Origin of the sequence: Planococcus sp. ISL-110 (assembly GCF_018613575.1) — a bacterium.
GTDB lineage: Bacteria > Bacillota > Bacilli > Bacillales_A > Planococcaceae > Planococcus.
Map to the genome: position 1 here is coordinate 12,985 of NZ_JAGGPX010000024.1, position 22,360 is coordinate 35,344.

Consider the following 22,360-nt stretch of genomic DNA (forward strand, 5'->3'; position numbering starts at 1 on the left):
CGATGGAAATATACACGCTACTATATAAGTTGAACTAAAGAATTAGCTTTTTCACAAACTGTTTAAGAGGTTCAGGTTTGAAGAAATCGCTCCAGGCGTATAGTAAGTTTTATGACCTTACGAACACTCAATACGTAAACAAAAACGCCGATAGGAAATTTCTATCGGCGTTTTTGCATTTCTTCCGCTACCAGCTGGAATGTTTTCAGTTTGTCGTTAAAATCATAAGCTGTAGAAACCAGCATTACTTCGTCTGCTCCATACTCGGATGCCAGGGCTTCCAAACGATCTACGACTTGGTCCGGCGTACCGACAACCATGCGGCGACGGTTTTCAGCGACCAGCAACTTTTCGAATTTGGAATACGGATAAGCCAATGCCTTTTCAGGCGGCGGTGTACCTTTTGAAGGCATGCCCTGCGCGCCCATGCACAGCGAAAGATCCATCGACGACGCTACCCTTTCTGCCTCGTCCGGTGTTTCCTGGCAGACGACAAAAATGGCGAAGCCAACATGGGGCTTGCTTTCCTTATAGGGCTTAAAGCGTTCACGGTATTCTTTGGCAAACTGCTGTCCGCCTTCGCCATTGATAAAATGCGCGAACATATACGGCAGTCCTTTTTCTGCTGCAAGATGTGCCGAGTTTTCACTTGACCCCAACATCCAGATTGGTGGGCTATGCTTAGTTACCGGCGTCGCTTTCATGCCATAATAAGGATGTTCTTCGGGAATTGAATCCGTCAAGTACATACGAAGATCGTCGATTTGTGCGGGAAATTGGCTGGTGTCCCGCTTTTTGCCTTCGTTCAACGCATAGGAAGCGCGCGGCATGCCTCCAGGCGCCCTCCCAATCCCCGCATCAATCCTGTCCGGGTACAACGCTTCCAACAGTTTGAAGTTTTCCGCGATTTTAAAAGCAGCATAATGCGGCAGCATGACACCGCCCGAACCGAGTCGAATGGTTTTGGTCACAGCGCCCAGATGGGCAATCAGTACTTCCGGGGAGGAACCGGCCAAGGTCGCCGCGTCATGATGCTCGGACACCCAAAATCGTGTATAGCCCCATTGTTCGGCTTTTTTTGCGAGGATTGCCGTCTGCTTTAATGCTTCCTGTGGCGAGCTGCCTTCTGAGATCGGTGATTGGTCCAGCACGCTATAGGTAAATGCCATTAGTATTCTCTCCTTTATTCTTCAATCAAGTACCCGACAGAACGCAAAACGGTATGCATAAACCCTTGCGTTGCCAGGAAGACTTCTTCTTTTTCCGGTTCCTGAAAAATATCGTGGTAACAGAATTTCCATTCCTTGTAGCTGAACTCGGTGAGTTGTTGCTTTAACAGCCACTGGCGGGCAGTTTCTTTTTCGGTGATTGCATCCCGCTCCGCTGTGTGCAGATAAGTCGGAATCTGAGGATACACCTCGACAGCAGTTGCAGTTTCTTTCATATAGCCCTGCAATTCCTTAAACCACGCTGCGGTGATGACGGAATGATACAGCTTATTTTCTTCATCCTGGCCAATGGTGAATTGGCTTCTTGTCAGATCGCGCAACACGATACCATGGTCCAATTTTCTGCGGCCCGTGAGTTGCGCAACGCCTGGAAATGCATTGGGCGCATTGGGTGGCAATTTTTTCAACTGCAGCCAGGGAGACGTAAAGATGGCTCCGGCAACATTAAATTTGCGGTTCCCAAGGACATTCATGGTGATAGTGGCGCCGAGACCGTGGGCAATGACGAATACCGGCAGATCGTTTTCCGATGACAGCTTCAGCATATCATTTACCGCCAGCTCATAGTCATCAAACGATTCGCGGTGAACCTTGTCTGCCCCGGCGTTCTTGCCATGACCCGGCAAATCCCCCATATAGACATGAAATCCGGACGATCGCCATTTTTCGATTTGCCATGCATAGCGCAGATGCTGTTCATATGCACTATGAATCAGCAAAACTACCGCCTTTGCTGTTCCTTCAGCTTGCCATTTCCACATAGTCCAACTTCCTTTCCCCGCCAATCAATGGTTGATGCAGCTTTCCGATTTGACGTTTTGATTTGATTTGTTACGATTATAGAATATCTTATCTTTTTTAAAGGAGCTTTGCCATGATTTATCCATTTAAAGACAAATTCCCCCAAATCGATTCATCTGTTTTCATTGCAGACTATACGACCATTTCTGGCGACGTGACGATTGGCGCTGAATCATCGGTTTGGTTCAACACGGTGATACGCGGTGATGTGTCTCCGACCATTATCGGCAAAAAAGTCAATATCCAGGATTTCTGCATGCTTCACCAAAGTCCCGGAAAAACATTGCTGCTGGAAGACGATGTGACGATTGGCCATCAAGTGACGTTGCACAGCTGCATTATCCGAAAAGGCGCTTTAGTTGGAATGGGTTCCATTATTTTAGATGGAGCAGAAGTCGGAGAAGGCGCATTTATCGGAGCCGGCAGCCTGGTGCCGCCCGGAAAAGTCATTCCACCTGGCATGCTCGCACTCGGACGTCCAGCGAAAGTCGTCCGCGAACTGCGCGAAGACGACCGGGTCGACATGGAACGGATTGTTCGCGAATACGCGGAAAAAGGAGCTTATTACAAATCGCTTCAAAAAGACTAAAAAAAGGACGACTCGGCAGCGCTGCCGGGTCGTCCTTTTTTGTTTGATGCGGTTTTAGATGCCAGCTTCTACGCCAGCTTGTTCTTTCAGGGTCGCTGCTTTGTCTGTACGTTCCCAAGGAAGATCAACATCCGTACGGCCAAAATGTCCGTAGGCTGCAGTCTGTTTGTAGATTGGGCGGCGAAGATCCAGCATTTTGATGATTCCGGCAGGACGCAAATCGAAGTTTGCGCGTACCAAATCGTCCAATTTGTCTTCATCCACTTTGCCGGTGCCGAATGTGTCAAAAGCGATGGAAACAGGATGTGCTACACCGATTGCATACGCCAATTGCACTTCGCATTTATCTGCAAGGCCAGCCGCTACGATGTTTTTTGCTACATAACGGGCAGCATAGGCTGCCGAACGGTCAACTTTTGTCGCGTCTTTACCAGAAAATGCACCGCCGCCGTGGCGAGCATATCCACCGTAAGTATCTACGATAATTTTGCGGCCAGTCAAGCCAGCATCTCCTTGAGGTCCGCCAATAACGAAACGCCCAGTTGGATTGATGAAGTATTTGGTATCTTCGTCGATCCATTTTGCCGGAACAACTTCTTTGATGACGTATTCTTTAATATTGCGTTGAATCTGCTCAAGCGTTACTTCCGGGTGATGCTGAGTAGAGATAACAATTGTGTCCACGCGAAGTGGTTTATTGTTTTCATCATATTCAACTGTCACCTGCGTTTTGCCATCCGGACGCAAGTATGGAAGAATTTCTTCCTTGCGTACTTCAGCCAAACGGCGCGCCAATTTATGTGCCAATGAAATCGGCAATGGCATCAATTCTTCTGTTTCATTGTTGGCATATCCGAACATCAACCCTTGGTCGCCTGCTCCGATATCGTCTAATTCTTTATCTGTCATTTGGCCTTCGCGTGATTCAAGTGCTACATTGACTCCTGCAGCGATGTCCGGTGATTGCTCATCGATTGCTGTGAGAACAGCACTTGTTTCTGAATCGAAACCATATTTAGCTCGTGTGTATCCAATTTCTCTTACAGTTTGTCTAACGACTTTCGGGATATCCACATAAGTAGAAGTGGTAATTTCTCCGGCTACTAGAACCAGCCCTGTAGTTACGGTCGTTTCGCACGCGACACGCGCGTTTGGATCCTCGGTTAAGATAGCATCCAAAATAGCATCTGAGATTTGGTCACAGATTTTATCGGGATGTCCTTCTGTTACTGATTCTGATGTAAATAATCGACGGTTTTTCAAAAATTGTTCCTCCTTATATCCTGCGAGATTGCTCTCGAAATTGATACGGTACTCGTTTCCCATGTCAAGTCCGTTCCAGACAAAATCCGGATTGAACTTCAAGCCGTTTGTGGCCTTTCACACGAGGATTAAGGGCATTCCATAAGAAAAGCGCAAGCACCCGTGTAGATTCGATTGGCATAAGACGGCTCTGGCGAAGCGGCATGTTTTTTTCGCACAGCCAGTGTGGCTTATGACCCTGAGAATCTGGGCGCTGGAGTCTGAACAAAGATATATCAGTTCCCCAGCTTCGCTCAAGCTAATAAATGTATGTTCTTATAGATATAAAAAAATCCCTTCACTCATTCATCATGAGGAAAGGAAAATCATCTTAAGCACCTTTCACTCTTATCATACAAGGCCTGTGCGCCTTGCTTCAGGTTTGGCACCATCACTGCGCATGCAGCAGGTTGCCGGGTTTCATAGGGCCTGTCCCCTCCACCAGCTCGGAATAAGAGTATCCGTTCAATTTTTCATCATACGGAAATAGGACGAAGATGTCAACATTTTTTAAGAATTTAATATTTTTTATAAATTGGACTTAATAATTTTTTCGTTCTAATTTAGAAGAGCAAGCATAGAGAAATCGCGCCAAGCGGACGCTTTCCTGCGGGGTCACCGCTTGGAGCTCTTTATTGTAAGCATCTGGAATTACTAATCACTCGTATATCGAGCAACCCTAGTGTAGAATCCCGCAGAAAAGCAGAACTGGTTTGCGGAATACCTTTAATAGAATATTGATCATTATAAATAATAAGTTCAGCTTATATTAGTTAAAATATTCCTTTCACTTTCTCTTCCAAGAGATGTCTAAAGCCGATCGATATTGACTTTTTGTACACCTTATATAGCCAGTCCAATGCGGATTCCTACCTCATATAGAGGTTTAATTCAATAATTTTTTATTTCTGAAGGGGATTAGTATAGACTAATAAACCTAATGTGTTATACTAATGAACGAATATACATCCTCCCCATCGCCATGGGAATAATAGAAAAGGAAGGTACATATATATGACTTCAGTGAACTTTGCAAATGATTTAAAGGATCTTTTAACTGGCCAAAATGTGCATGTTCAATTATCAGTGCCACAACTAGTGGAAGCAGCAACATCCCGCGGAGAAGCGGTTTTGACTCGGGAAGGCGCTGTAGCAGCGGAAACAGGGAAATACACTGGCCGCTCACCGAAAGACAAATACATGGTCGAAGAAGAAAGCTCTAAAAACAAAGTCGACTGGGGCAATGTGAACCGTCCGATTTCCAGCGAAGTGTTTGAAAAACTATACGCCAAAGTGATCAAGCATCTAAAAGACAGAGATGCGCTTTTCGTCTTCAAAGGATTTGCCGGAGCAGACCACGAATCACGTGTTCCAATCCAAACAATCAATGAATACGCGTGGCATAACCTGTTTGCCCACCAATTGTTCATCCGTCCATCGGCTGAAGAGTTGAAAGCGCATGAAGCTGAATTTACTGTAGTTTATGCGCCAACATTCATGGCAGATCCTGCAGTTGATGGTACCGCTTCTGAAACATTCATCATCGTGTCAATGGAAAAACGCATCATTTTGATCGGCGGAACTGAATATGCCGGCGAGATGAAAAAATCCATCTTCTCGATCATGAACTACCTGTTGCCGGAAAAAGGCATCTTACCGATGCACTGTTCGGCAAACGTTGGACAAGATGGCGATGTTACTTTGTTCTTCGGCTTATCCGGTACGGGCAAAACGACCTTGTCGGCTGATGGCGACCGTAAACTGGTCGGTGATGACGAACATGGCTGGTCGGATAACGGCGTGTTCAATATCGAAGGTGGCTGCTATGCAAAAACTATCAACCTGTCCCGTGAAAACGAACCACAGATCTACGACGCTATCCGTTTCGGTTCGGTTCTTGAAAACGTCGTTGTAGACCCTGATACACGCGTTCCGAATTACGACGATGATTCATTGACTGAAAACACGCGTGCAGCATACCCGATGCAGGCAATTGACAATATCGTAGACCCTTCAGTTGCAGGGCATCCGAAAACAATTGTCTTCCTGACAGCAGATGCTTTCGGCGTTTTGCCTCCAATTAGCAAGCTGACGAAAGAGCAGGCAATGTACCATTTCCTAAGCGGCTATACATCGAAATTGGCTGGAACAGAACGTGGAATCACATCACCTGAAGCAACGTTCTCAACGTGCTTTGGTTCACCATTCCTTCCACTGCATGCGACGGTATACGCTGAAATGCTTGGCAAGAAAATTGATCAGCACGACGTTCAAGTCTTCCTTGTCAACACCGGTTGGACTGGTGGCGTATACGGAGTCGGAAGCCGCATGAAGCTTTCTTACACACGGACAATGGTTCGCGCTGCCATTAAAGGCGAATTGAACGAAGTTGCGACTGAAAAAGAAGCAGTCTTCGGCCTTGAAATTCCAACCCAGGTTCCCGGCGTTCCTACAGAAGTATTGAACCCACGCAACGCATGGGCAGATAAAGAAGCTTACGATCAAAAAGCTGTGGAATTAGCTCAGGAATTCCAGAAAAACTTCCAGAAGTTTGGAACTGTCGCACCTGAAATCAGTGTGTTGGGCGGCCCGCTTCAGAAATAAGCATCCTTTAAAGCCCGTTCGGAGTAAAATCCGAACGGGCTTTTTTGCGTACTGATGAGCAAACTTCGGTAGCGGGGTTTTAGCGTAAAAGACAATTTGCAGGATTGCCTATGCTTCTTTATCTTTCATCCATTTGCAGACCGCTTTAACTGTATTGCGGTTGGCTGCCGGCGGAAAGAAATGTGTGTAGTCCGGGAAGTACCAGGTTTCGTGAATCTGGTCGTTTAGCTTCAGTGCTTCTTCCAGCAGATAGGCCTGTGCAGGATAAACATTTTCGTCCTTCAATCCATGAATGATTAGAACAGGTGCATCGCTTTCGTCGATCCGCAACAGTGGATTCCGTTCTTCGTATTCAGCTAATGCCGTATTAGGCGTTCCCCCGTATAGCCGCTTCATCATGCGCCGCATATCCGGCCGCTCTTTATAGGTCAGCACCGTGTCCGTGACACCAGCCCACGTAACAAGTGACGTGATGTCCTGTCGCAGGATTGCAGTCCACAAGGCCATAATGCCACCTCTTGAAAACGCCAGCAAGTGCACTTTTCCGTTGCTGTATTTTTTTAGTACATCGACAGCATGAACCGCATCCCAGCGATCCGCTCCAGCAAATTCATCCCGGCCTTCTCCGCCCCGGTTTCCTCTATAATATGGCGCAAATACAACAAATCCCTGTGCCGCAAACTGGGCAATCCGCGCAGGGCGAACCATTCCAATCGATTGGATGCCCCCCCTCAAATACAGGATGCCACTATAAACTCCAGCCTCTTTCGGTTCGGCAAGCAATCCCTTGACCCTCAATCCCTCTGACCAATAAACGATTTCCGTTAAACGGACATGGGGATTCGGTGAAGGATAACGCTTCTTCGATCTAATCGTCCCATTTTCCAAGCTGTTTCACCTTCTCTATTATTGTCCTCATTCCTGCATCTCTCATCAAGAAACTGAAGTCGCCGTCCAGCTCCAACTCTTCCATCAAAACGATTCCTTCCGTTTCAAGCAGCAGAATTGGGTCCACCTTGTCCACCGCTCCGGCAAAAACCGTCTTGCAGAAAGGTTTCGCTGAATAAACCACGTATTCCGCGAACCATTCCAGCTCTTTTAAGCGAGCACCGGTTTCTTCGTACACTTCCCGTTTCGCAGCCCCCTGCAAACTTTCCCCAGCCTCCACTTTGCCGCCAGGAAACTCCAGGCCGCGCTCGTTATGCCGGGTCAACACCCATTTTCCGTTGTAGCGGCATATGACCAAAACATGCTTGCTTTCTAAAGGAAATGTGTTTTTTTCGAATGATAGTTTACATGAATAACCGTTCAGATCCAGATACTGCATTCTTCCACCTCGATGCCATAAGAAAAGCGTACACTAAAATTCAGTGTACGCTTGTATAACTCTATTTTACTTCTTTTCGCCAAGAAATGCTGATAACATCCAAGAATGTTTTTCAAGGTTTTGGTGAAGCGCATTCAACATATCTTCTGTCATGTCATCGCCATCTGCAGCAGCCAACTCCATGCCTTTTTTCAATGACTTCATGATTTTATCGTAGTCGTTGACAACCGTATCGACCATATCTTCTGCCGATTCCTTGCTGCTGGCTTCTTCAATTACTGACAGCTTAAGCTGCTCTTTCATTGTGGCAACAGGTTTTCCACCCAACGCCAACAAACGTTCAGCAATTTCGTCCATGTGAAGGGTTGCTTCGTTATACAATTCCTCAAATTTCACATGCAATGTAAAGAACGAAGGGCCTTTTACATACCAATGAAAATTATGTAGTTTCGTATATGCAACTGACCATGTCGCCACTTGCACGTTTAGTTCCTGGTTTAATTCTTTTGACATTTCCAATCACTCTCCAATTAGTTTGATAAGCGCTTATACTTTATTTATACCTCTAATGCCCCTACAATAAACATACGAAGTAATATCTTCCGAAAAGAGCTGAATGACCATGAAGACAGTCCTACTGCGGATTTTCCGCTTTTACCAACGGTTTATCTCCCCTTTATCACCTCCAAGCTGCCGCTTTTATCCAACTTGCTCGCATTATGGCCTCGAGGCTGTAGAAAAGCACGGCGCGCTGAAAGGCGGATATCTGGCAGCCAAACGTATTTTAAGTTGTCACCCTTTCCATAAAGGCGGAATCGATTTTGTTCCGGAAGAATGGCCACCAAAAAAATAATTGGTGGTTTTTCTTGTGTTTTCTAAGATCATCCTGTAATATTCTAATAGTCATTAAAACGTAATCATTACATTTTGGGGGTTTAGCATGAAAAAGATTTTATTATTGGTATCTTTAATTTTACTATTGGCCGCTTGTGGCGAAACAACTGAAGAAGCTCAGAGTGTCGACGAAGAGCCGGAAAAGCTGCAGGTCTTCACGACGGTTTATCCGCTGACTTATTTCACTGAGCGCATCGCTGGCGATTTGGTTGATGTACAGTCGATCTACCCTGCCGGATCAAACGAACACACCTTTGAACCGACGCAGCAGGAAATGATCAAACTGGCAGACGCAGATTTGATGTTCTCCATCGGTCTTGGGTTGGAAGGGTTTATTGACAGCGCCCAAAAGACTTTACAGGATGAAAATGTCGAATTTATTGCCACTGCCGATCAAATTTCAGACACAGAATTGGAAGCGGCGTTAGAACATGAAGACGAGGCTCATGAAGAAGAAGCCCATGAAGAAGAAGCCCATGAAGAAGAAGCCCATGAAGAAGAAGCAGAAAGCCACGATGAACATGATCATGGGTCAACTGATCCGCATGTATGGATGTCTCCGGTGCTAAGCGAAAAGTTAGCGGAATCAATCAAGAATTCGTTGACGGAAGCAGATCCAGAAAATGCCGAAACCTACGAAAGCAATTTCACTGAATTGGTTGTGGAGTTGGAAAATTTGGATCGTTCGTTCGAGGCCTTGTCTGAACGCGTCACCAAAGATACTTTCTTCGTTTCACATGCAGCTTTCAGCTATCTGTCAGAGCCATATGGCTTTGAGCAAGTCGCAATCGCTGGATTAAACAGCCAGGACGAACCTTCACAAAAAGAATTGACCGAAATTGTTGATCAGGCAAAAAAAGAAAACGTGGAGTATATTGTTTTTGAACAAAACGTTTCATCCAATTTGACTGAGGTCATCCAGAACGAGGTGGGTGCTGAAGCGATTGAAATGCACAATCTCGGCGTTTTAACCCAGGAAAATATCGATAATGGGGAAACTTACTTTACGTTGATGGAAAAAAATCTGCAAGTGCTTGAAACGATCCTCAAATAACAAAATCCTGTTGAAAAAGCACTGCAGCTAAATATTGCTGCAGTGCTTTTCTTTGTTAAAAAGAAGGCCACTTTGTCAGTTTCCGGCTGTCAATTTGATTAATCGTTTGGTCAAAAACTGCCGCCAATCGTCCGCCAGAGCTTCTGCTTCGAGCACTTTGACAATTCCATCGATATCTTTCGGGCGGTGGAAATTGATTTCATTGGCATAAAGAACGGATACTTGCTGAGGATCTTTAGACACCAGCCGAATGGTAGAATCGGCTCTGATCATACCTTCTTCCAGCACGCGGCATAGATAGCCGGTATACCCGGTCTTCACCATTTCTTTCAGCAGCGGCCGCATCTCTAGGCGTCTGTCAATCGTGTTGCATGGAACTCTTCCTTGCGTCACCTGAATTACCGCTTCCCCAACCTGGAAAATATCACCAATACAAATGTCTCGCTCCAGCATATTCGTCACCGTCAGGTTTTCTCCAAAAGCGGCACGGGGCAATTGGGTTCCAAAATGGCCATTCCAGTACTCATAATGTTCATATGGATAAATGCAAACAGCACGTTCTGGACCCCCATGATACTTCAGATCTGCAACACCATCTCCATGGAAACCATCTTTGGTTAAAAACGCTTCCTGCACCTGATGCTTTTGAATAGCTGTTTCCATTTCTTTGCCGTTTCCATACGCCATTTTCTCCGGAAACCCCACAGCAAAACTTTTTATAATCGCCTTCTCAGAATTCTTCACACGCCACTCCACCTTTTATCTGTCAGAATAAAGACTTCGACAATCTCCTTTTATTGTAAACCTGCATTCAATCTTCCAGTATCTCTTTTTAAAAATTTTACCGGTGATCAAGAAAATACTTGGTAATTCGATAATGGTCTGTCTCTTCGTAATCGTTTTTCTTAACCTGATCTGATCTAAAAACATCCGCTCACCTCTTTCCCTATGGTTTACGATATTTTCACAACTGCTAAAGCTGCTTTCACACTCCAGACAAGCGCTGGCGCAGTCACAGGCTGGATGGCCAAAGCGATTCACACACACATATTCATTCAAACGACGTAATTTTCATTTATTGTCTCATACTATCTCCCTACTGAAAAACAAATACTCCGACTTTATTTCAGTTTACAAAAAAGCCTGAATCCGAATCGATTCAGACTACTCGATAGCCAATTCCCGGTTGATTGCTCAAAGCAATTTCCCCATTCTCCACTGTAATTTCCGGCTCAATAATATCCTTTTCCCAGAAGTGCCGGGAAGCTGAAAAATCACCTGGATAAACGATGCCTGGCAAAGACGCCAAGGCCAGATTATGGGCTTTGGAAACACCGAATTCAATCATGCCACCGACCCACATGCCAATGGAATGCGTCTGACACAATTTAACAACTTTCAAGGTTTCCGTCCATCCACCTAGCCGGCTCATTTTCAACACCACGATGTCGCCAGCTCTATGATCAATCATCTGCTGGACGTCCTCCAGACAGGCAATGCTCTCGTCCAGACAGATTTTGGTTTTCAACTCACTTTTTGCCCGTGCATGCAATGCCCATTGCCGCTCACCAAAAGGCTGTTCAATCAGTACAAAGCCGATGTCGTCAAATGCCTTCAACCGGCCAAAACTCTCTGCCTGAAAGCTGCCATTAGCATCCGCAAAAAACTGCAGCTCCGGATAGGCGGAGACCACGGATTTCAACAATGGTATCTCCATATCGGGGTGTATCTTTATTTTGACACGCCGGTAGCCGGATTGGGCAGCATGCGCTACCTGCTCCTCAATCTTTAAAGGATCCGCCGCCACCACAACGCCTGCCGGAATAGGCTGCTGAGAGCCCCCTAGAAACTTCCATAACGGCTCTTCTTGCTGTTTAGCGAACAAATCCCATACCGCCATTTCAACGGCGGCCTTGGCCATTCTATTGCCTTTAACAACTGCGAAAAGCTGCCAGACTTCCTGTGGATTTCCAATGGTTTTATTCATGAGCTGCGGCACAAGAACCTGCTCCAGCACGAAACGGCATCCCGTAATGGTTTCTTCTGTGTACCATGGCGTTTCGAATGCGACACATTCACCATAGCCGATATGTCCCTTATCTCCCGTGACCGCAACCACGATCACTTCCCGTTTGTCAACTTGCTGCAGCACTGTCCTAAACGGGGACCGCAGCGGCTGCCGGACTGTTTTTAATTGAATGTCCCGGATCGTTACAGCCATGTTCTCAGCTCTCTTCTCAACAGTTTGTTCGATGCGTTGCGCGGCAGCGCCTCGACAAATGACAGCATCTTTGGCACTTTGTAAGCAGCAATCTGTTGCCGGCAGTATGTTAAGAGCTCATCCTCCGTCGTTTCTTTGTTCAGCACCACGAATGCTACAGGAACCTCGCCCCATTTTTCGCTCGCTGCACCACAGACACCGGCTTCCCGAATAGCCGGATGGGCCAGCAATACTTTCTCAATTTCAGCTGGGTAAACGTTCTCTCCGCCTGAAACGATCAAATCTGAACGCCGGTCGACGACGAATAAAAAGCCTTCTTCATCCAAATAACCAATGTCTCCCGTGTGGAGCCAGCCGTCTTCTTGTACATTCCGATTGCTAAACCTACCAATATAGCCGGGAGTCACTTGAGGACCGCGAATAAGGATTTCACCATTTTCTCCAGGTTTTTCCGTCTCATCTATTTTTACATCATATAAAAATAACGGTTTGCCGGAAGAACCCATTTTTCGCTCTGCATCTGCCGATTGCAAAGTTGTGGTCTGCGAGGACGTTTCCGTCATTCCGTATGTTTGCAAAACCGGAATTCCGCATTTCTCGGCTCGCTTAATGTAAGCGACTGGAATCGGTCCACCACCAGCAAGCACCGCCTTAAACCTAGGAGACGCATGCGATCGAGATTCTTCCACATTGCTCATAATACGCTCCAGCATGACCCCGACCACTGACATATAAGTCACAGTTCCATCGCAAATTTCCTCTGCGCTGCGCTCAGCGTCGAACTTCTCATACAGTCGGACACCCATGCCATAAATCAATGATCTCATCAAAATCGAAAAGCCGCTGATGTGAAACAACGGAACAGAACAAAGCCAAACATCGTCAGGCGCAATGCCGATATTAAGCGCCGAAGACACCGCGCTTGAAAAATGGTTTTCGGCTGTTTGCCGGACGCCTTTCGGCTGCCCGGTAGTTCCGGATGTATACATGATCGAAATAGTGCGGTCCTGCCGCCACTGTTGTTGCGGCTCGAATCCAGCCGGCACCGTCGCATCTATCTCACTGAATAAAATCATTTTGGAAGAGGCAACTTTATCCTTTAGAAGATCAGCAGCCAAAACATGATCCACCCCAGAATCGTCAATTTGATACGCCAGTTCGGCTGTCGCCAGCCGTTCATTCAGCATGACCATTTCACAGCCCACATGAAGGCAGCCGTACATGACAAAAACAAAATCGGGATTGGACTTTGCCAGAATCGCCACGCGCGAATCCACCGTTACGCCTAGCGCTGTCAGTTTCCCAGCATATTCAAGTGCCAGGTCATTGATTTCTGAAAATGTCCACTGCTCTTCATTGAACGACAAAGCCATACGATCTCCGCTCAAATAACTCCGCTGGCTCAACCAGTTCGGATAGGTCATCTAAAAAATCCTTTCTTCAAAAAAAGCTGCCCCCTGAGAGGACAGCTTTCAATTATTCGATGATCACGGGAAACGCGGGAATTGGCCAAAGTCCGGTTTGCGTTTTTCTTTGAACGCATCGCGGCCTTCTTTTGCTTCATCCGTTGTGTAATATAAAAGCGTAGCATCTCCAGCCATCTGCTGCAATCCAGCAAGACCATCTGTATCGGCATTCATTGCGGCTTTAACGAAACGAAGTGCAGTCGGGCTCATTTCGAGCATTTCCTGACACCATTGAACTGTTTCGTCTTCCAATTGGTCAAGAGGCACCACTGTGTTAACTAGACCCATATCCAATGCTTCCTGCGCATCGTATTGACGGCATAAGTACCAGATTTCACGAGCTTTCTTATGTCCGATGATGCGAGCCAGGTAACCTGAACCGTAGCCTGCATCAAACGAACCGACGCGCGGTCCGGTTTGGCCGAAACGTGCGTTGTCTGCAGCAATCGTCAAGTCACAAACTACATGCAAAACATGTCCGCCACCGATTGCGTAGCCTGCTACCATAGCGACGACCGGTTTTGGAATAACACGGATCAAACGCTGAAGGTCAAGGACATTCAAACGCGGAATCTCATCTTCTCCAACATAGCCGCCATGCCCACGTACGGATTGGTCGCCTCCTGAACAGAAAGCTTTTTCGCCTTCTCCAGTCAAAACAATGACGCCTACATCTGCATTATCGCGTGCACGTGAAAATGCATCGATCAATTCGTGAACCGTTTTCGGACGGAATGCGTTGCGCACTTCCGGACGATTTATGGTAATTTTAGCAATACCATTAAAAATTTCATACTTAATATCTTCATATGTACGTTCTGTAATCCACTCGCGTGTCATGATTTTCCTCCTCGATAGTTCAAACTAGAATACTCTCTTACTATTGTAGCAAATTCGACAGGTTTTTCCACATGTATTGCATGTCCTGCATCGATAGTTTTATGAACTGCGTTTGGTATCAAAGCAGCCATCTCATTGGCAACCGCCTGAAACTTTCCATCCAATTTCCCAGTCACCAATAAAACCGGCATATCCAGGTCTACTAAAAGATTCCAATAAGATTCCTGTGCACCGGTTCCCACGCCACGCAGGCTGTTCGCAAGCCCGATTGGATTCTGTGCCAGCCGCTCTTCACGGATGGCCCGTTTCACCGGCTCCGGCAGAGATTTTTGGCTGTCGAACAACGGTATGTTTTCCCAGCGATCTACAAAATTCTTTAGTCCGCCAGCAACAATCCGCTCTGCCAATCCTGCGTCACGCGACCGTCGTTCCTGTCGCTCTGCAGCACTCCGAAGCCCGGGAGAAGAACTTTCCAGCACCAGTCTTTTGATCCGCTCCGGAAAGCTGCAGGCATAGGCCAGCGCCGTTCGCCCACCCATCGAATAGCCGACAAGCGTCAACCGCTCCAAGTGCAGTTGCTCGAACAATGCATCCAGATCTTCCAACTGCCGTTCCATAGAATAGGACTCAACTGCTTGCGGACAATCCGTTTCGCCATGCCCAATCAAGTCGATCAAGACGATTTTAGAATCGTTCCAGTCTTTAATGACCGGTTGCCAGCTTTTCATGCTGCCCGTAAAGCCGTGCAAAAAGACAATCGGTTCCTGTTGGTGCTCATTGATTATTTCAACATGATAGCTCGTTCCATTAGCAGCCAGCTTCATTGCTTTGCCAGCTCTTCGCCAAAGCGGTTCCACAATTTGCGGTGTACCGCAACATTGTTTTGGCGATCTGTGAACACTTCAATGATTCTCACAGTTTTGCCTTTTGGCTGATCCAACGCTTCGGCCAATTGTTCTGCCGTTTCCACTGCTGCATATTGCGCATCATACATTTTTGCAGCGTCTCCAAAAGTCAGTCCTGTCGGTGTACCGAACAAGTCCTCAAAATAACGTTCTTCCTGAGATTGAGGCAGGTAAGAAAAAATTCCACCACCATCATTATTCATGATGACAATCGTCAGATCCGTCGCCTGCATCTTGGAAGCAATCAACCCATTCATATCATGCAGGAACGACAAATCGCCGATAAACAGGTAAGCTGGGCGCTGTTTCGCCGCCTGGACTCCGAATGCTGTCGACACCACACCATCAATACCGTTTGCCCCACGGTTAGCATAAATCATAATATCCCGTTCCGTCGCTTTAAAAAAGGTATCGACATCACGGATTGGCATACTGCTGCCAACAATCAAATCACAATCTTCCAGTCTGTCAAAAAACACTTTCGCCAGGACGCCTTCATCCAGCTCTTCCTGGCAATGGCTGCTGACAACTTCCCAGTAAAGGACCGAGGCAGCCGTCCATTTTTCGCGGTAAGCGCTCGCTTTTTTCATTTCAAACGGCAGCTGCCATAAAGCGTTCGCAGACGACTGAATGTGATGCGTTGCCAGCGACTGGGCGTCACGCAGCATCGGACTTTCGTCAAAAATCACATAGATTTCCGGTTCTACTGCAGCCAGGAACAAAGTCAGAGGCTTCGAAACCGGCTGTGGTCCGATCCGGATGACCACTTCAGGGACAACACCTTCCTTGAATGCTTCATTTTTCAATAAGACATCGTAAGAATCGATGACCAGATGTTTTGCTTCCGGAGGGACATTGCCCCGCAGATTCGACAAAGGATCCGCTAGTACCGGCCAATCAAGTTGCTGGATAAAGTCCCAGAATTCAACCGGCATCGGTGCAGTCATTTCTCCGACAACTAGCAGGCCTTTTTCTTTTTTCATCAGGTTCTGCAGAAATTCCTGGCTGGCAGGTGGTAAAGCCATTTCTCCACCGAAATGGGCGATTTCCCCAAGCGATTCATAAGCCTGGTCAAAATCGATCCGCAGTGGTTCCCGGAACGGCACATTGAGATGTACAGGCCCTTTCGGTTCACTGCTGGCATTTTGGACAGAGCGATGCAAATGCCGGGATAGGAATGCCAGTTGGTTTTCCGTTTCCGGCATCGGCAAATCCGTCGCCCATTTGACATGTGATCCGAACAAATTGACTTGGTTGATCGCCTGCGGTGCCCCTACTTCCCGCAACTCATGAGGCCGGTCTGCCGTCACGACGATCAATGGCACACGGGCATAATACGCTTCAACAATTGCTGGGAAATAATTGGCCGCCGCAGTCCCTGATGTACACAACAGCATTACTGGTTTGCCGGAAGCCTTTGCCATCCCTAGCGCAAAATAAGCTGCTGAACGCTCATCGATTTGCCGGTAAACCGTCAGCCCTTCCTGCTTCATGCAGGCATAGGCCAGCGGCGTGGAGCGGGATCCCGGACTGATCACAGCATCCACAACTCCAAGCTTCACCAGCGAATGAGTAAATGCGGATACGTATTCTGTTAACGCTTTACGACTCGTCACTTAATTGACCTCCCAATGCCCGAAGCATCGGTCTGAATTTAACCCATGTCTCGTCATACTCTGATTCAGGCGTGGAATCTGCTACAATTCCGCCACCTGCATATAAATAAGCTTCTTCTCCGTCCAATAAAGCGGACCGGATGGCGACAGCGAACTCACCGTCACCTTTAGCATCGATCCAACCGATCGGAGCTGCATAATAGCCGCGGTTCATCGCTTCGTGCTCGCGGATCATCTGCAAGGCCTCCAGTTTCGGCTCTCCACCAAGCGCTGGTGTCGGATGAAGAACTTCCACTAAGTCAAACAGTGTAGCGCCCGGATTTAATTCGCCCTCAACCGGCGTATACAAATGTTGAATGTCTCTGATTTTCATCAGTTTCGGCAACTTGGGAACGATCGTGCGGCTGCAATTCGCCTCAAACACTTCGCTGATCATCTTGACCACATATTGATGTTCAGCACGATTTTTCGGATCTTTCAGCAAAGCTTCACCAAGTTCAGTATCCTTCTCGACCGTCTTGCCGCGTGGGATGGAACCCGCTAAACATGTCGAGAGTGCTTTCCGGTCTTCCACTTTCACCAACCGCTCAGGAGTCGCGCCAAAGAAAAATTGATCTTCCGCCTCCAAACCGAACAGGAAGCTTTCCGGCTGTTCATTGGATACTTGGTATAGTGCTGAAGCCGGAGAAAGCTTATGTTCATATTCCAGCTTCAGCGTACGGGCAATAACGACTTTCTCTACTCCTTCGGCTTTGATGATATCCGTAACCCGCTGAATAGAATCCAAGTACTCTTCTTTTCTCAACTCTATTCGGCCAGTCGCCCGTGGCTTATCATATTTGTCCACTTCCGATACCTGTGCAGCATGAATCAATTTGTCCCGTTCTTTGCGCATCGCATCAAACTCCGCGAAGCTTTCTTGCTGTTCAGTGATTAAATGGATGCTGACAAATGCCTGCTCCCCTTTTAAAATCAACTGAAAAGTCGGCACTGCAAAATAAGCCTGAGGGAACCTCGTCCATTCACTCGGCTTGCCATTTAAGGGGTCAAAGGAAAACCCTCCGAACAGAACAGGCTGGACAGAACTTTCTTCGTTGACGATTTGACGGCAAAGGCTCTCCCAATCATTCTTTATTTTCTCGAATCGGCCTGTTGCCCTGTCTGTTGATAAGACATGGGCATGGCCGATTCCGACCAATGTAAACGTCTTTTCGCGGTTCTGCCAATACATGCGTTTTCCCGCGTGTTCACCTCCACCAGCTTCAAAAAATGCCAATGCTGACATGCGGGTTACTTCAATTGTTTCAGTGTAAAAACGGTAGCCTTCGTAATGGCTTTCCGCGGATTGCTGGATCGATGAAGACGATTCTGAATTCACCTGATTACCTCCGTTTTAAGACAAGAGTCTCGTTTATTCCGCTAACTGTTTTACTTTTTAATCTCTACCTTCTATCATACTCTTTTCTGCTAAAATCAGCACATCATTTGCTGTATTCCCTTCTATTTTGAAGTACAATGAAGAGTGGAAAGAATTAAAGGAGAGATAGATATGACACATTCACTACAGGCGGACAGCGGATGGCGCGTCTGGTGGCAGTTGACTCGCCCCCATACTTTAACCGCATCCTTCGCCCCCGTTTTCCTGGGAACGATGATTGCTTTACACAATTCGCCAATCGACTGGATTTTATTCCTGGCTATGCTAGTGGCAAGTTTATTGATTCAGGCAGCCACCAATATGTTCAACGAGTATTATGATTTCGCTAGAGGTCTGGACAATGAAAATTCTGTTGGCATCGGCGGTGCAATTGTCCGAAACGGCGTCAAACCGAAAACCGTTTTAGCTTTAGCTTTAATGTTTTACGCAATCGCTGCGGTCATCGGAATCTATATTTGTTCACAAACCAGCTGGTGGCTTTTGGTCGTTGGCGCTGTTGCGATGATGATTGGTTACCTTTATACCGGTGGACCTTATCCGATTGCTTACACTCCTTTTGGTGAAATCTTCTCCGGAGTAGTCATGGGTTATCTGATCGTTATTATCGCCTTTTACATTCAAACCGGGATGGTCACATTGGAAGCTTCCTTGCTTGCTGTTCCAAGCACCTTGCTGGTGGCTGCAATTATGTTGTCCAATAACATCCGTGACATTGTCGGTGATGAGGAAAGTGGCCGCAAAACGCTGGCGATCCTAGTCAGAAGACCTGCCGCAGTCAACATCCTTATGGCGTTCTTCATCCTGGCCTACGCCTGGATTTTTATTCTTATCGTTGTGGGAATGCTTACACCTTGGGCTTTGTTAGTCTTTCTCAGTGTCCTGAAACCCATTAAAGTCGTTCAGATCTTTAAACGCTATACAGAACCGTTAAAAGTGATGCCAGCGATGAAGGACACTGGAAAAACAAACACATTTGTCGCTTTTTTACTCGGGATCGGTTTACTGATTGATTACCTTCTATAATAAAATGCATAAAAAAGGGATTTCCGCGGAAATCCCTTTTTTATGTCAAAATAATGCTTCTAAGAACCGAAGGCATGCGATATAGTAGATAAATAATTTAAAAGCTCTTGTTTTAGGAGGACACGCAAAGTGAAACCCATTACTATCGGCATTATCGCAGCTTTTTTCTTTGCTTTTACTTTTGTGCTGAACGCCACTATGGAAGCAGGCGGCGGAAGCTGGATCTGGAGCGCTTCCCTCCGCTATATTTTCATGATTCCATTTTTACTGATCATTGTTCTTTCACGAAAGAACCTAAATGCCCTATTATAAGAAATGAAACGAAATAAAGAGGCTTGGATGTTATGGAGCTTTGTTGGATTCGGTTTATTCTACGCACCCCTTTTTTTTGCAGCTGCCTACTCCCCGGGCTGGCTGATTGCAGGAACGTGGCAAATCACTATTATTGCGGGTACCCTGCTTGCCCCGCTGTTTCTAATCACTATACATAGTACAAAGGATCCATTCAATTGAGAGGGAAAATCCCTGTGAAAGCCTTATTGACTCTTTTATTATATTGGCTGGTGTCAGTCTGATGCAGTTGGCGCATATAGCAGCTGTTTCTTCTGAAACATTATGGTTTGGTTTTATTCCAGTCATCATAGCTGCTTTCGCTTACCCACTCGGCAACAGAAAAATGATGGACATATGCGGAGGCAGATTGGATGCTTATCAGCGTGTTTTAGGAATGACCCTTGCAAGTCTGCCTTTTTGGCTGGCATTATCGCTTTACGGATTGCTTACCGTTGGTGGTTCTACGGCTTCACAAATTTTCCAGACCTTGATCGTAGCGATCAGTTCTGACGTCATTGCCACCGTTCTTTTCTTTAAAGCTACAGACTTAGTCAGAGGAAGTATGCAGAAGTTAGGAGCAGTGGAAGCTACACAATCGATGGAAGTATTATTTGCCTTGATAGGAGAAATCCTTTTTCTGTCTATTGCCTTTCCTTCCAGCTTGTCTTTGATCGGTATTCTTCTGGTCATGCTTGGCATGATGCTTCACAGCTACATTTCCAGCAGAACGAAAAAAAGTGTCATGCAATTGAATGCATGACACTTTATTATGATGACCCCTACGGGATTCGAACCCGTGTTACCGCCGTGAAAGGGCGGTGTCTTAACCGCTTGACCAAGGGGCCTTATACTGGCGGAGAAGGAGGGATTTGAACCCTCGCGCCGGTTGCCCGACCTACACCCTTAGCAGGGGCGCCTCTTCAGCCACTTGAGTACTTCCCCAGTATGGCTCCGAAGGTAGGACTCGAACCTACGACCATCGCATTAACAGTGCGGTGCTCTACCACTGAGCTACTTCGGAATGGTGGGCCTAAATGGACTCGAACCATCGACCTCACGCTTATCAGGCGTGCGCTCTAACCAGCTGAGCTATAGGCCCATTATGTAATAAATAATGGAGCGGGTGGGGGGAATCGAACCCCCATCATCAGCTTGGAAGGCTGAGGTTTTACCACTAAACTACACCCGCAAAAAATGGTGGGTCAGGACGGAATCGAACCGCCGACACTTAGAGCTTCAATCTAATGCTCTACCGACTGAGCTACTGACCCACTTTGTTAAATAAAAATGGCGGTCCCGACCGGGATCGAACCGGCGATCTCCTGCGTGACAGGCAGGCATGTTAACCGCTACACCACGGGACCATTTGGTTGCGGGGGCAGGATTTGAACCTGCGACCTTTGGGTTATGAGCCCAACGAGCTACCGAACTGCTCCACCCCGCGATAATAATATAAGTGTTGATTTTAGAGAGGTTCTTCACTAATAATTGTCCACACATTTTAAAAATATGGAGGAGGAAGAGGGATTCGAACCCCCGCGGGATTTGACTCCCCTGTCGGTTTTCAAGACCGATCCCTTCAGCCAAACTTGGGTATTCCTCCGTGATAATATATAAATGGTGGACCTTGCAGGACTCGAACCTGCGACCGGACGGTTATGAGCCGTCTGCTCTAACCAACTGAGCTAAAGGTCCTAAAAAAGTGGCGGCAGAGGGGATCGAACCCCCGACCTTACGGGTATGAACCGTACGCTCTAGCCAGCTGAGCTACGCCGCCAGGATTCTTTAATATTATAGTTGGTGGAGCCTAGCGGGATCGAACCGCTGACCTCCTGCGTGCAAGGCAGGCGCTCTCCCAGCTGAGCTAAGGCCCCATTGTTTGGTCGGGAAGACAGGATTCGAACCTGCGACCCCTTGGTCCCAAACCAAGTGCTCTACCAAGCTGAGCTACTTCCCGAACTGGATTGCTGAGTGTAAAAATATGGTGCGCCCGAGAGGACTCGAACCTCTAACCGCTTGATTCGTAGTCAAGTACTCTATCCAATTGAGCTACGGGCGCATATGAAAAATTCATCTGGTTTGCATAAATGGTGCCGAGGACCGGAATCGAACCGGTACGGTAGTCACCTACCGCAGGATTTTAAGTCCTGTGCGTCTGCCAGTTCCGCCACCCCGGCTAAGGGTCGGTATATTGTGCAAAAAAAATATGGAGCGGAAGACGAGGTTCGAACTCGCGACCTCCACCTTGGCAAGGTGGCGTTCTACCACTGAACTACTTCCGCAAAAATGGTGCGGGTGAAGGGAGTCGAACCCCCACGCCCGAAGGCGCTAGATCCTAAGTCTAGTGCGTCTGCCAGTTCCGCCACACCCGCGTGGCAATTATGCAATTAAAAATGGTGAGCCATGAAGGATTCGAACCTTCGACCCTCTGATTAAAAGTCAGATGCTCTACCAGCTGAGCTAATGGCTCATTTACATGAGTGGTGCCGGAGAAAGGACTTGAACCCTCAACCTACTGATTACAAGTCAGTTGCTCTACCAGTTGAGCTACTCCGGCGAAAAAATGGTGGAGGATGACGGGATCGAACCGCCGACCCTCTGCTTGTAAGGCAGATGCTCTCCCAGCTGAGCTAATCCTCCGATATGTATTGCCCAGCGACGTCTTACTCTCACAGGGGGAGACCCCCAACTACCATCAGCGCAAAAGAGCTTAACTGC

General features: G+C 47.1%; 18 protein-coding genes, 20 tRNA genes, 1 pseudogene and 1 riboswitch. Of the genes and pseudogenes, 6 read left to right on the plus strand and 33 right to left on the minus strand.

What is annotated here, in order from left to right:
• Positions 1–161: 161 nt before the first annotated feature.
• Both J7I83_RS14435 and J7I83_RS14440 read right to left on the minus strand, forming a co-directional pair.
• Entirely contained in the window at positions 162–1,169 is a 1,008-nt protein-coding gene (locus J7I83_RS14435) for an LLM class flavin-dependent oxidoreductase (protein WP_215101884.1), read from the minus strand.
• Positions 1,170–1,183: 14 nt separating this feature from the next.
• Positions 1,184–1,990 (minus strand): alpha/beta hydrolase, encoded by an 807-nt coding sequence (locus J7I83_RS14440; protein ID WP_215101887.1) that lies wholly within the window; start codon positions 1,988–1,990, stop codon positions 1,184–1,186.
• A gap of 113 nt (positions 1,991–2,103) precedes the next feature.
• Here J7I83_RS14440 and J7I83_RS14445 point away from each other — a divergent pair, with 113 nt between their 5' ends.
• Positions 2,104–2,619, plus strand: a complete 516-nt coding sequence (locus J7I83_RS14445; protein WP_215101889.1) for a gamma carbonic anhydrase — start codon at positions 2,104–2,106, stop codon at positions 2,617–2,619.
• Between the two features lie 54 nt (positions 2,620–2,673).
• Here J7I83_RS14445 and metK read toward each other — a convergent pair whose 3' ends face one another.
• On the minus strand, positions 2,674–3,882 hold the full coding sequence (metK, locus tag J7I83_RS14450) for a methionine adenosyltransferase (RefSeq protein ID WP_215101891.1): 1,209 nt from the start codon (positions 3,880–3,882) through the stop codon (positions 2,674–2,676).
• 384 nt (positions 3,883–4,266) lie between these two features.
• Positions 4,267–4,379: riboswitch (SAM riboswitch) on the minus strand.
• 556 nt (positions 4,380–4,935) lie between these two features.
• Between metK and pckA the strand changes: the two genes are divergently transcribed.
• Positions 4,936–6,525, plus strand: a complete 1,590-nt coding sequence (pckA, locus tag J7I83_RS14455; protein WP_215101893.1) for a phosphoenolpyruvate carboxykinase (ATP) — start codon at positions 4,936–4,938, stop codon at positions 6,523–6,525.
• A gap of 108 nt (positions 6,526–6,633) precedes the next feature.
• On the opposite strand, the gene J7I83_RS14460 is transcribed toward pckA, so the two are convergent.
• The 3 genes from J7I83_RS14460 to J7I83_RS14470 all read right to left on the minus strand — a co-directional run bounded on the left by J7I83_RS14460 (position 6,634) and on the right by J7I83_RS14470 (position 8,365).
• Positions 6,634–7,413: an alpha/beta hydrolase family protein gene (locus J7I83_RS14460; protein ID WP_215101895.1), complete on the minus strand. Its 780-nt coding sequence runs from the start codon at positions 7,411–7,413 to the stop codon at positions 6,634–6,636.
• Positions 7,394–7,852 carry an NUDIX domain-containing protein gene (locus J7I83_RS14465; RefSeq protein WP_215101897.1) on the minus strand — a complete coding sequence of 153 codons (459 nt, stop codon included), beginning with the start codon at positions 7,850–7,852 and terminating at the stop codon, positions 7,394–7,396. The genes J7I83_RS14460 and J7I83_RS14465 overlap by 20 nt, the downstream gene beginning before the upstream one ends.
• A 66-nt stretch (positions 7,853–7,918) precedes the next feature.
• Positions 7,919–8,365, minus strand: coding sequence for a Dps family protein (locus J7I83_RS14470; protein WP_215101899.1), 447 nt, complete (start codon positions 8,363–8,365; stop codon positions 7,919–7,921).
• Positions 8,366–8,474: 109 nt separating this feature from the next.
• On the opposite strand from J7I83_RS14470, the gene yidD reads away from it, so the two are divergent.
• Both yidD and J7I83_RS14480 read left to right on the plus strand, forming a co-directional pair.
• Positions 8,475–8,705 carry a membrane protein insertion efficiency factor YidD gene (gene yidD / locus J7I83_RS14475; protein ID WP_215101901.1) on the plus strand — a complete coding sequence of 77 codons (231 nt, stop codon included), beginning with the start codon at positions 8,475–8,477 and terminating at the stop codon, positions 8,703–8,705.
• 87 nt (positions 8,706–8,792) lie between these two features.
• Positions 8,793–9,800: a metal ABC transporter solute-binding protein, Zn/Mn family gene (locus J7I83_RS14480; RefSeq protein WP_215101903.1), complete on the plus strand. Its 1,008-nt coding sequence runs from the start codon at positions 8,793–8,795 to the stop codon at positions 9,798–9,800.
• Between the two features lie 75 nt (positions 9,801–9,875).
• Here J7I83_RS14480 and J7I83_RS14485 read toward each other — a convergent pair whose 3' ends face one another.
• The 7 genes from J7I83_RS14485 to J7I83_RS14515 all read right to left on the minus strand — a co-directional run bounded on the left by J7I83_RS14485 (position 9,876) and on the right by J7I83_RS14515 (position 18,226).
• Positions 9,876–10,544, minus strand: a complete 669-nt coding sequence (locus J7I83_RS14485; protein WP_215101905.1) for an MOSC domain-containing protein — start codon at positions 10,542–10,544, stop codon at positions 9,876–9,878.
• 415 nt (positions 10,545–10,959) lie between these two features.
• Positions 10,960–12,021, minus strand: a complete 1,062-nt coding sequence (gene menC / locus J7I83_RS14490; RefSeq protein WP_215101907.1) for an o-succinylbenzoate synthase — start codon at positions 12,019–12,021, stop codon at positions 10,960–10,962.
• The gene (locus J7I83_RS14495; RefSeq protein WP_215101908.1) at positions 12,012–13,445 is read right to left on the minus strand and encodes an o-succinylbenzoate--CoA ligase; all 1,434 of its coding nucleotides are present in this window, start codon (positions 13,443–13,445) and stop codon (positions 12,012–12,014) included. Before J7I83_RS14495 ends, menC begins: the two co-directional genes overlap by 10 nt.
• A gap of 63 nt (positions 13,446–13,508) precedes the next feature.
• Positions 13,509–14,327, minus strand: a complete 819-nt coding sequence (gene menB / locus J7I83_RS14500) for a 1,4-dihydroxy-2-naphthoyl-CoA synthase (RefSeq protein WP_215101909.1) — start codon at positions 14,325–14,327, stop codon at positions 13,509–13,511.
• Entirely contained in the window at positions 14,324–15,151 is an 828-nt protein-coding gene (gene menH, locus J7I83_RS14505) for a 2-succinyl-6-hydroxy-2,4-cyclohexadiene-1-carboxylate synthase (RefSeq protein WP_215101910.1), read from the minus strand. The genes menB and menH overlap by 4 nt, the downstream gene beginning before the upstream one ends.
• Positions 15,148–16,848 carry a 2-succinyl-5-enolpyruvyl-6-hydroxy-3-cyclohexene-1-carboxylic-acid synthase gene (gene menD / locus J7I83_RS14510; RefSeq protein ID WP_215101911.1) on the minus strand — a complete coding sequence of 567 codons (1,701 nt, stop codon included), beginning with the start codon at positions 16,846–16,848 and terminating at the stop codon, positions 15,148–15,150. Before menD ends, menH begins: the two co-directional genes overlap by 4 nt.
• A complete protein-coding gene (locus tag J7I83_RS14515) occupies positions 16,835–18,226 on the minus strand; it encodes an isochorismate synthase (RefSeq protein ID WP_215101912.1) in 1,392 nt (463 codons plus the stop codon). Before J7I83_RS14515 ends, menD begins: the two co-directional genes overlap by 14 nt.
• Positions 18,227–18,397: 171 nt before the next feature.
• On the opposite strand from J7I83_RS14515, the gene J7I83_RS14520 reads away from it, so the two are divergent.
• Together J7I83_RS14520 and J7I83_RS14525 are read left to right on the plus strand one after the other, a co-directional pair.
• Entirely contained in the window at positions 18,398–19,309 is a 912-nt protein-coding gene (locus tag J7I83_RS14520) for a 1,4-dihydroxy-2-naphthoate polyprenyltransferase (protein WP_215101914.1), read from the plus strand.
• A 129-nt stretch (positions 19,310–19,438) separates the two neighbouring features.
• A pseudogene (locus J7I83_RS14525) lies at positions 19,439–20,402 on the plus strand (DMT family transporter).
• Between the two features lie 13 nt (positions 20,403–20,415).
• Here the strand turns inward: J7I83_RS14525 and J7I83_RS14530 are convergent.
• The 20 genes from J7I83_RS14530 to J7I83_RS14625 all read right to left on the minus strand — a co-directional run bounded on the left by J7I83_RS14530 (position 20,416) and on the right by J7I83_RS14625 (position 22,282).
• Positions 20,416–20,487 (minus strand) — tRNA-Glu (locus J7I83_RS14530).
• 6 nt (positions 20,488–20,493) lie between these two features.
• Positions 20,494–20,584 (minus strand) — tRNA-Ser (locus J7I83_RS14535).
• Positions 20,585–20,588: 4 nt separating this feature from the next.
• Positions 20,589–20,663: transfer RNA gene (locus J7I83_RS14540), tRNA-Asn, on the minus strand.
• Position 20,664: 1 nt separating this feature from the next.
• A tRNA-Ile gene (locus tag J7I83_RS14545) sits at positions 20,665–20,741 on the minus strand.
• A gap of 16 nt (positions 20,742–20,757) precedes the next feature.
• Positions 20,758–20,831: transfer RNA gene (locus J7I83_RS14550), tRNA-Gly, on the minus strand.
• A 6-nt stretch (positions 20,832–20,837) separates the two neighbouring features.
• Positions 20,838–20,913: transfer RNA gene (locus J7I83_RS14555), tRNA-Phe, on the minus strand.
• A 17-nt stretch (positions 20,914–20,930) separates the two neighbouring features.
• Positions 20,931–21,006, minus strand: a tRNA-Asp gene (locus J7I83_RS14560).
• Between the two features lie 3 nt (positions 21,007–21,009).
• Positions 21,010–21,086, minus strand: a tRNA-Met gene (locus tag J7I83_RS14565).
• Positions 21,087–21,152: 66 nt separating this feature from the next.
• Positions 21,153–21,245 (minus strand) — tRNA-Ser (locus tag J7I83_RS14570).
• Between the two features lie 15 nt (positions 21,246–21,260).
• A tRNA-Ile gene (locus J7I83_RS14575) sits at positions 21,261–21,337 on the minus strand.
• A gap of 8 nt (positions 21,338–21,345) precedes the next feature.
• A tRNA-Met gene (locus J7I83_RS14580) sits at positions 21,346–21,419 on the minus strand.
• Positions 21,420–21,440: 21 nt separating this feature from the next.
• Positions 21,441–21,516, minus strand: a tRNA-Ala gene (locus tag J7I83_RS14585).
• A 6-nt stretch (positions 21,517–21,522) separates the two neighbouring features.
• Positions 21,523–21,599, minus strand: a tRNA-Pro gene (locus J7I83_RS14590).
• 25 nt (positions 21,600–21,624) lie between these two features.
• Positions 21,625–21,701, minus strand: a tRNA-Arg gene (locus J7I83_RS14595).
• A 29-nt stretch (positions 21,702–21,730) separates the two neighbouring features.
• Positions 21,731–21,819 (minus strand) — tRNA-Leu (locus tag J7I83_RS14600).
• A 30-nt stretch (positions 21,820–21,849) separates the two neighbouring features.
• Positions 21,850–21,924, minus strand: a tRNA-Gly gene (locus J7I83_RS14605).
• 5 nt (positions 21,925–21,929) lie between these two features.
• Positions 21,930–22,014, minus strand: a tRNA-Leu gene (locus tag J7I83_RS14610).
• 22 nt (positions 22,015–22,036) lie between these two features.
• Positions 22,037–22,112 (minus strand) — tRNA-Lys (locus J7I83_RS14615).
• A gap of 11 nt (positions 22,113–22,123) precedes the next feature.
• Positions 22,124–22,199 (minus strand) — tRNA-Thr (locus tag J7I83_RS14620).
• Between the two features lie 7 nt (positions 22,200–22,206).
• A tRNA-Val gene (locus tag J7I83_RS14625) sits at positions 22,207–22,282 on the minus strand.
• Positions 22,283–22,360 lie beyond the last annotated feature (78 nt).

Coding starts and splice junctions, on each gene's coding strand:
- J7I83_RS14435 (WP_215101884.1), bottom strand. CDS start 1,169: ATGGCATTTACCTATAGCGTGCTGGACCAATCACCGATCTCAGAAGGC.
- J7I83_RS14440 (WP_215101887.1), bottom strand. CDS start 1,990: ATGTGGAAATGGCAAGCTGAAGGAACAGCAAAGGCGGTAGTTTTGCTG.
- J7I83_RS14445 (WP_215101889.1), top strand. CDS start 2,104: ATGATTTATCCATTTAAAGACAAATTCCCCCAAATCGATTCATCTGTT.
- pckA (WP_215101893.1), top strand. CDS start 4,936: ATGACTTCAGTGAACTTTGCAAATGATTTAAAGGATCTTTTAACTGGC.
- J7I83_RS14465 (WP_215101897.1), bottom strand. CDS start 7,852: ATGCAGTATCTGGATCTGAACGGTTATTCATGTAAACTATCATTCGAA.
- J7I83_RS14470 (WP_215101899.1), bottom strand. CDS start 8,365: ATGTCAAAAGAATTAAACCAGGAACTAAACGTGCAAGTGGCGACATGG.
- yidD (WP_215101901.1), top strand. CDS start 8,475: ATGAAGACAGTCCTACTGCGGATTTTCCGCTTTTACCAACGGTTTATC.
- J7I83_RS14480 (WP_215101903.1), top strand. CDS start 8,793: ATGAAAAAGATTTTATTATTGGTATCTTTAATTTTACTATTGGCCGCT.
- menC (WP_215101907.1), bottom strand. CDS start 12,021: ATGGCTGTAACGATCCGGGACATTCAATTAAAAACAGTCCGGCAGCCG.
- J7I83_RS14495 (WP_215101908.1), bottom strand. CDS start 13,445: ATGACCTATCCGAACTGGTTGAGCCAGCGGAGTTATTTGAGCGGAGAT.
- menB (WP_215101909.1), bottom strand. CDS start 14,327: ATGACACGCGAGTGGATTACAGAACGTACATATGAAGATATTAAGTAT.
- menH (WP_215101910.1), bottom strand. CDS start 15,151: ATGAAGCTGGCTGCTAATGGAACGAGCTATCATGTTGAAATAATCAAT.
- J7I83_RS14520 (WP_215101914.1), top strand. CDS start 18,398: ATGACACATTCACTACAGGCGGACAGCGGATGGCGCGTCTGGTGGCAG.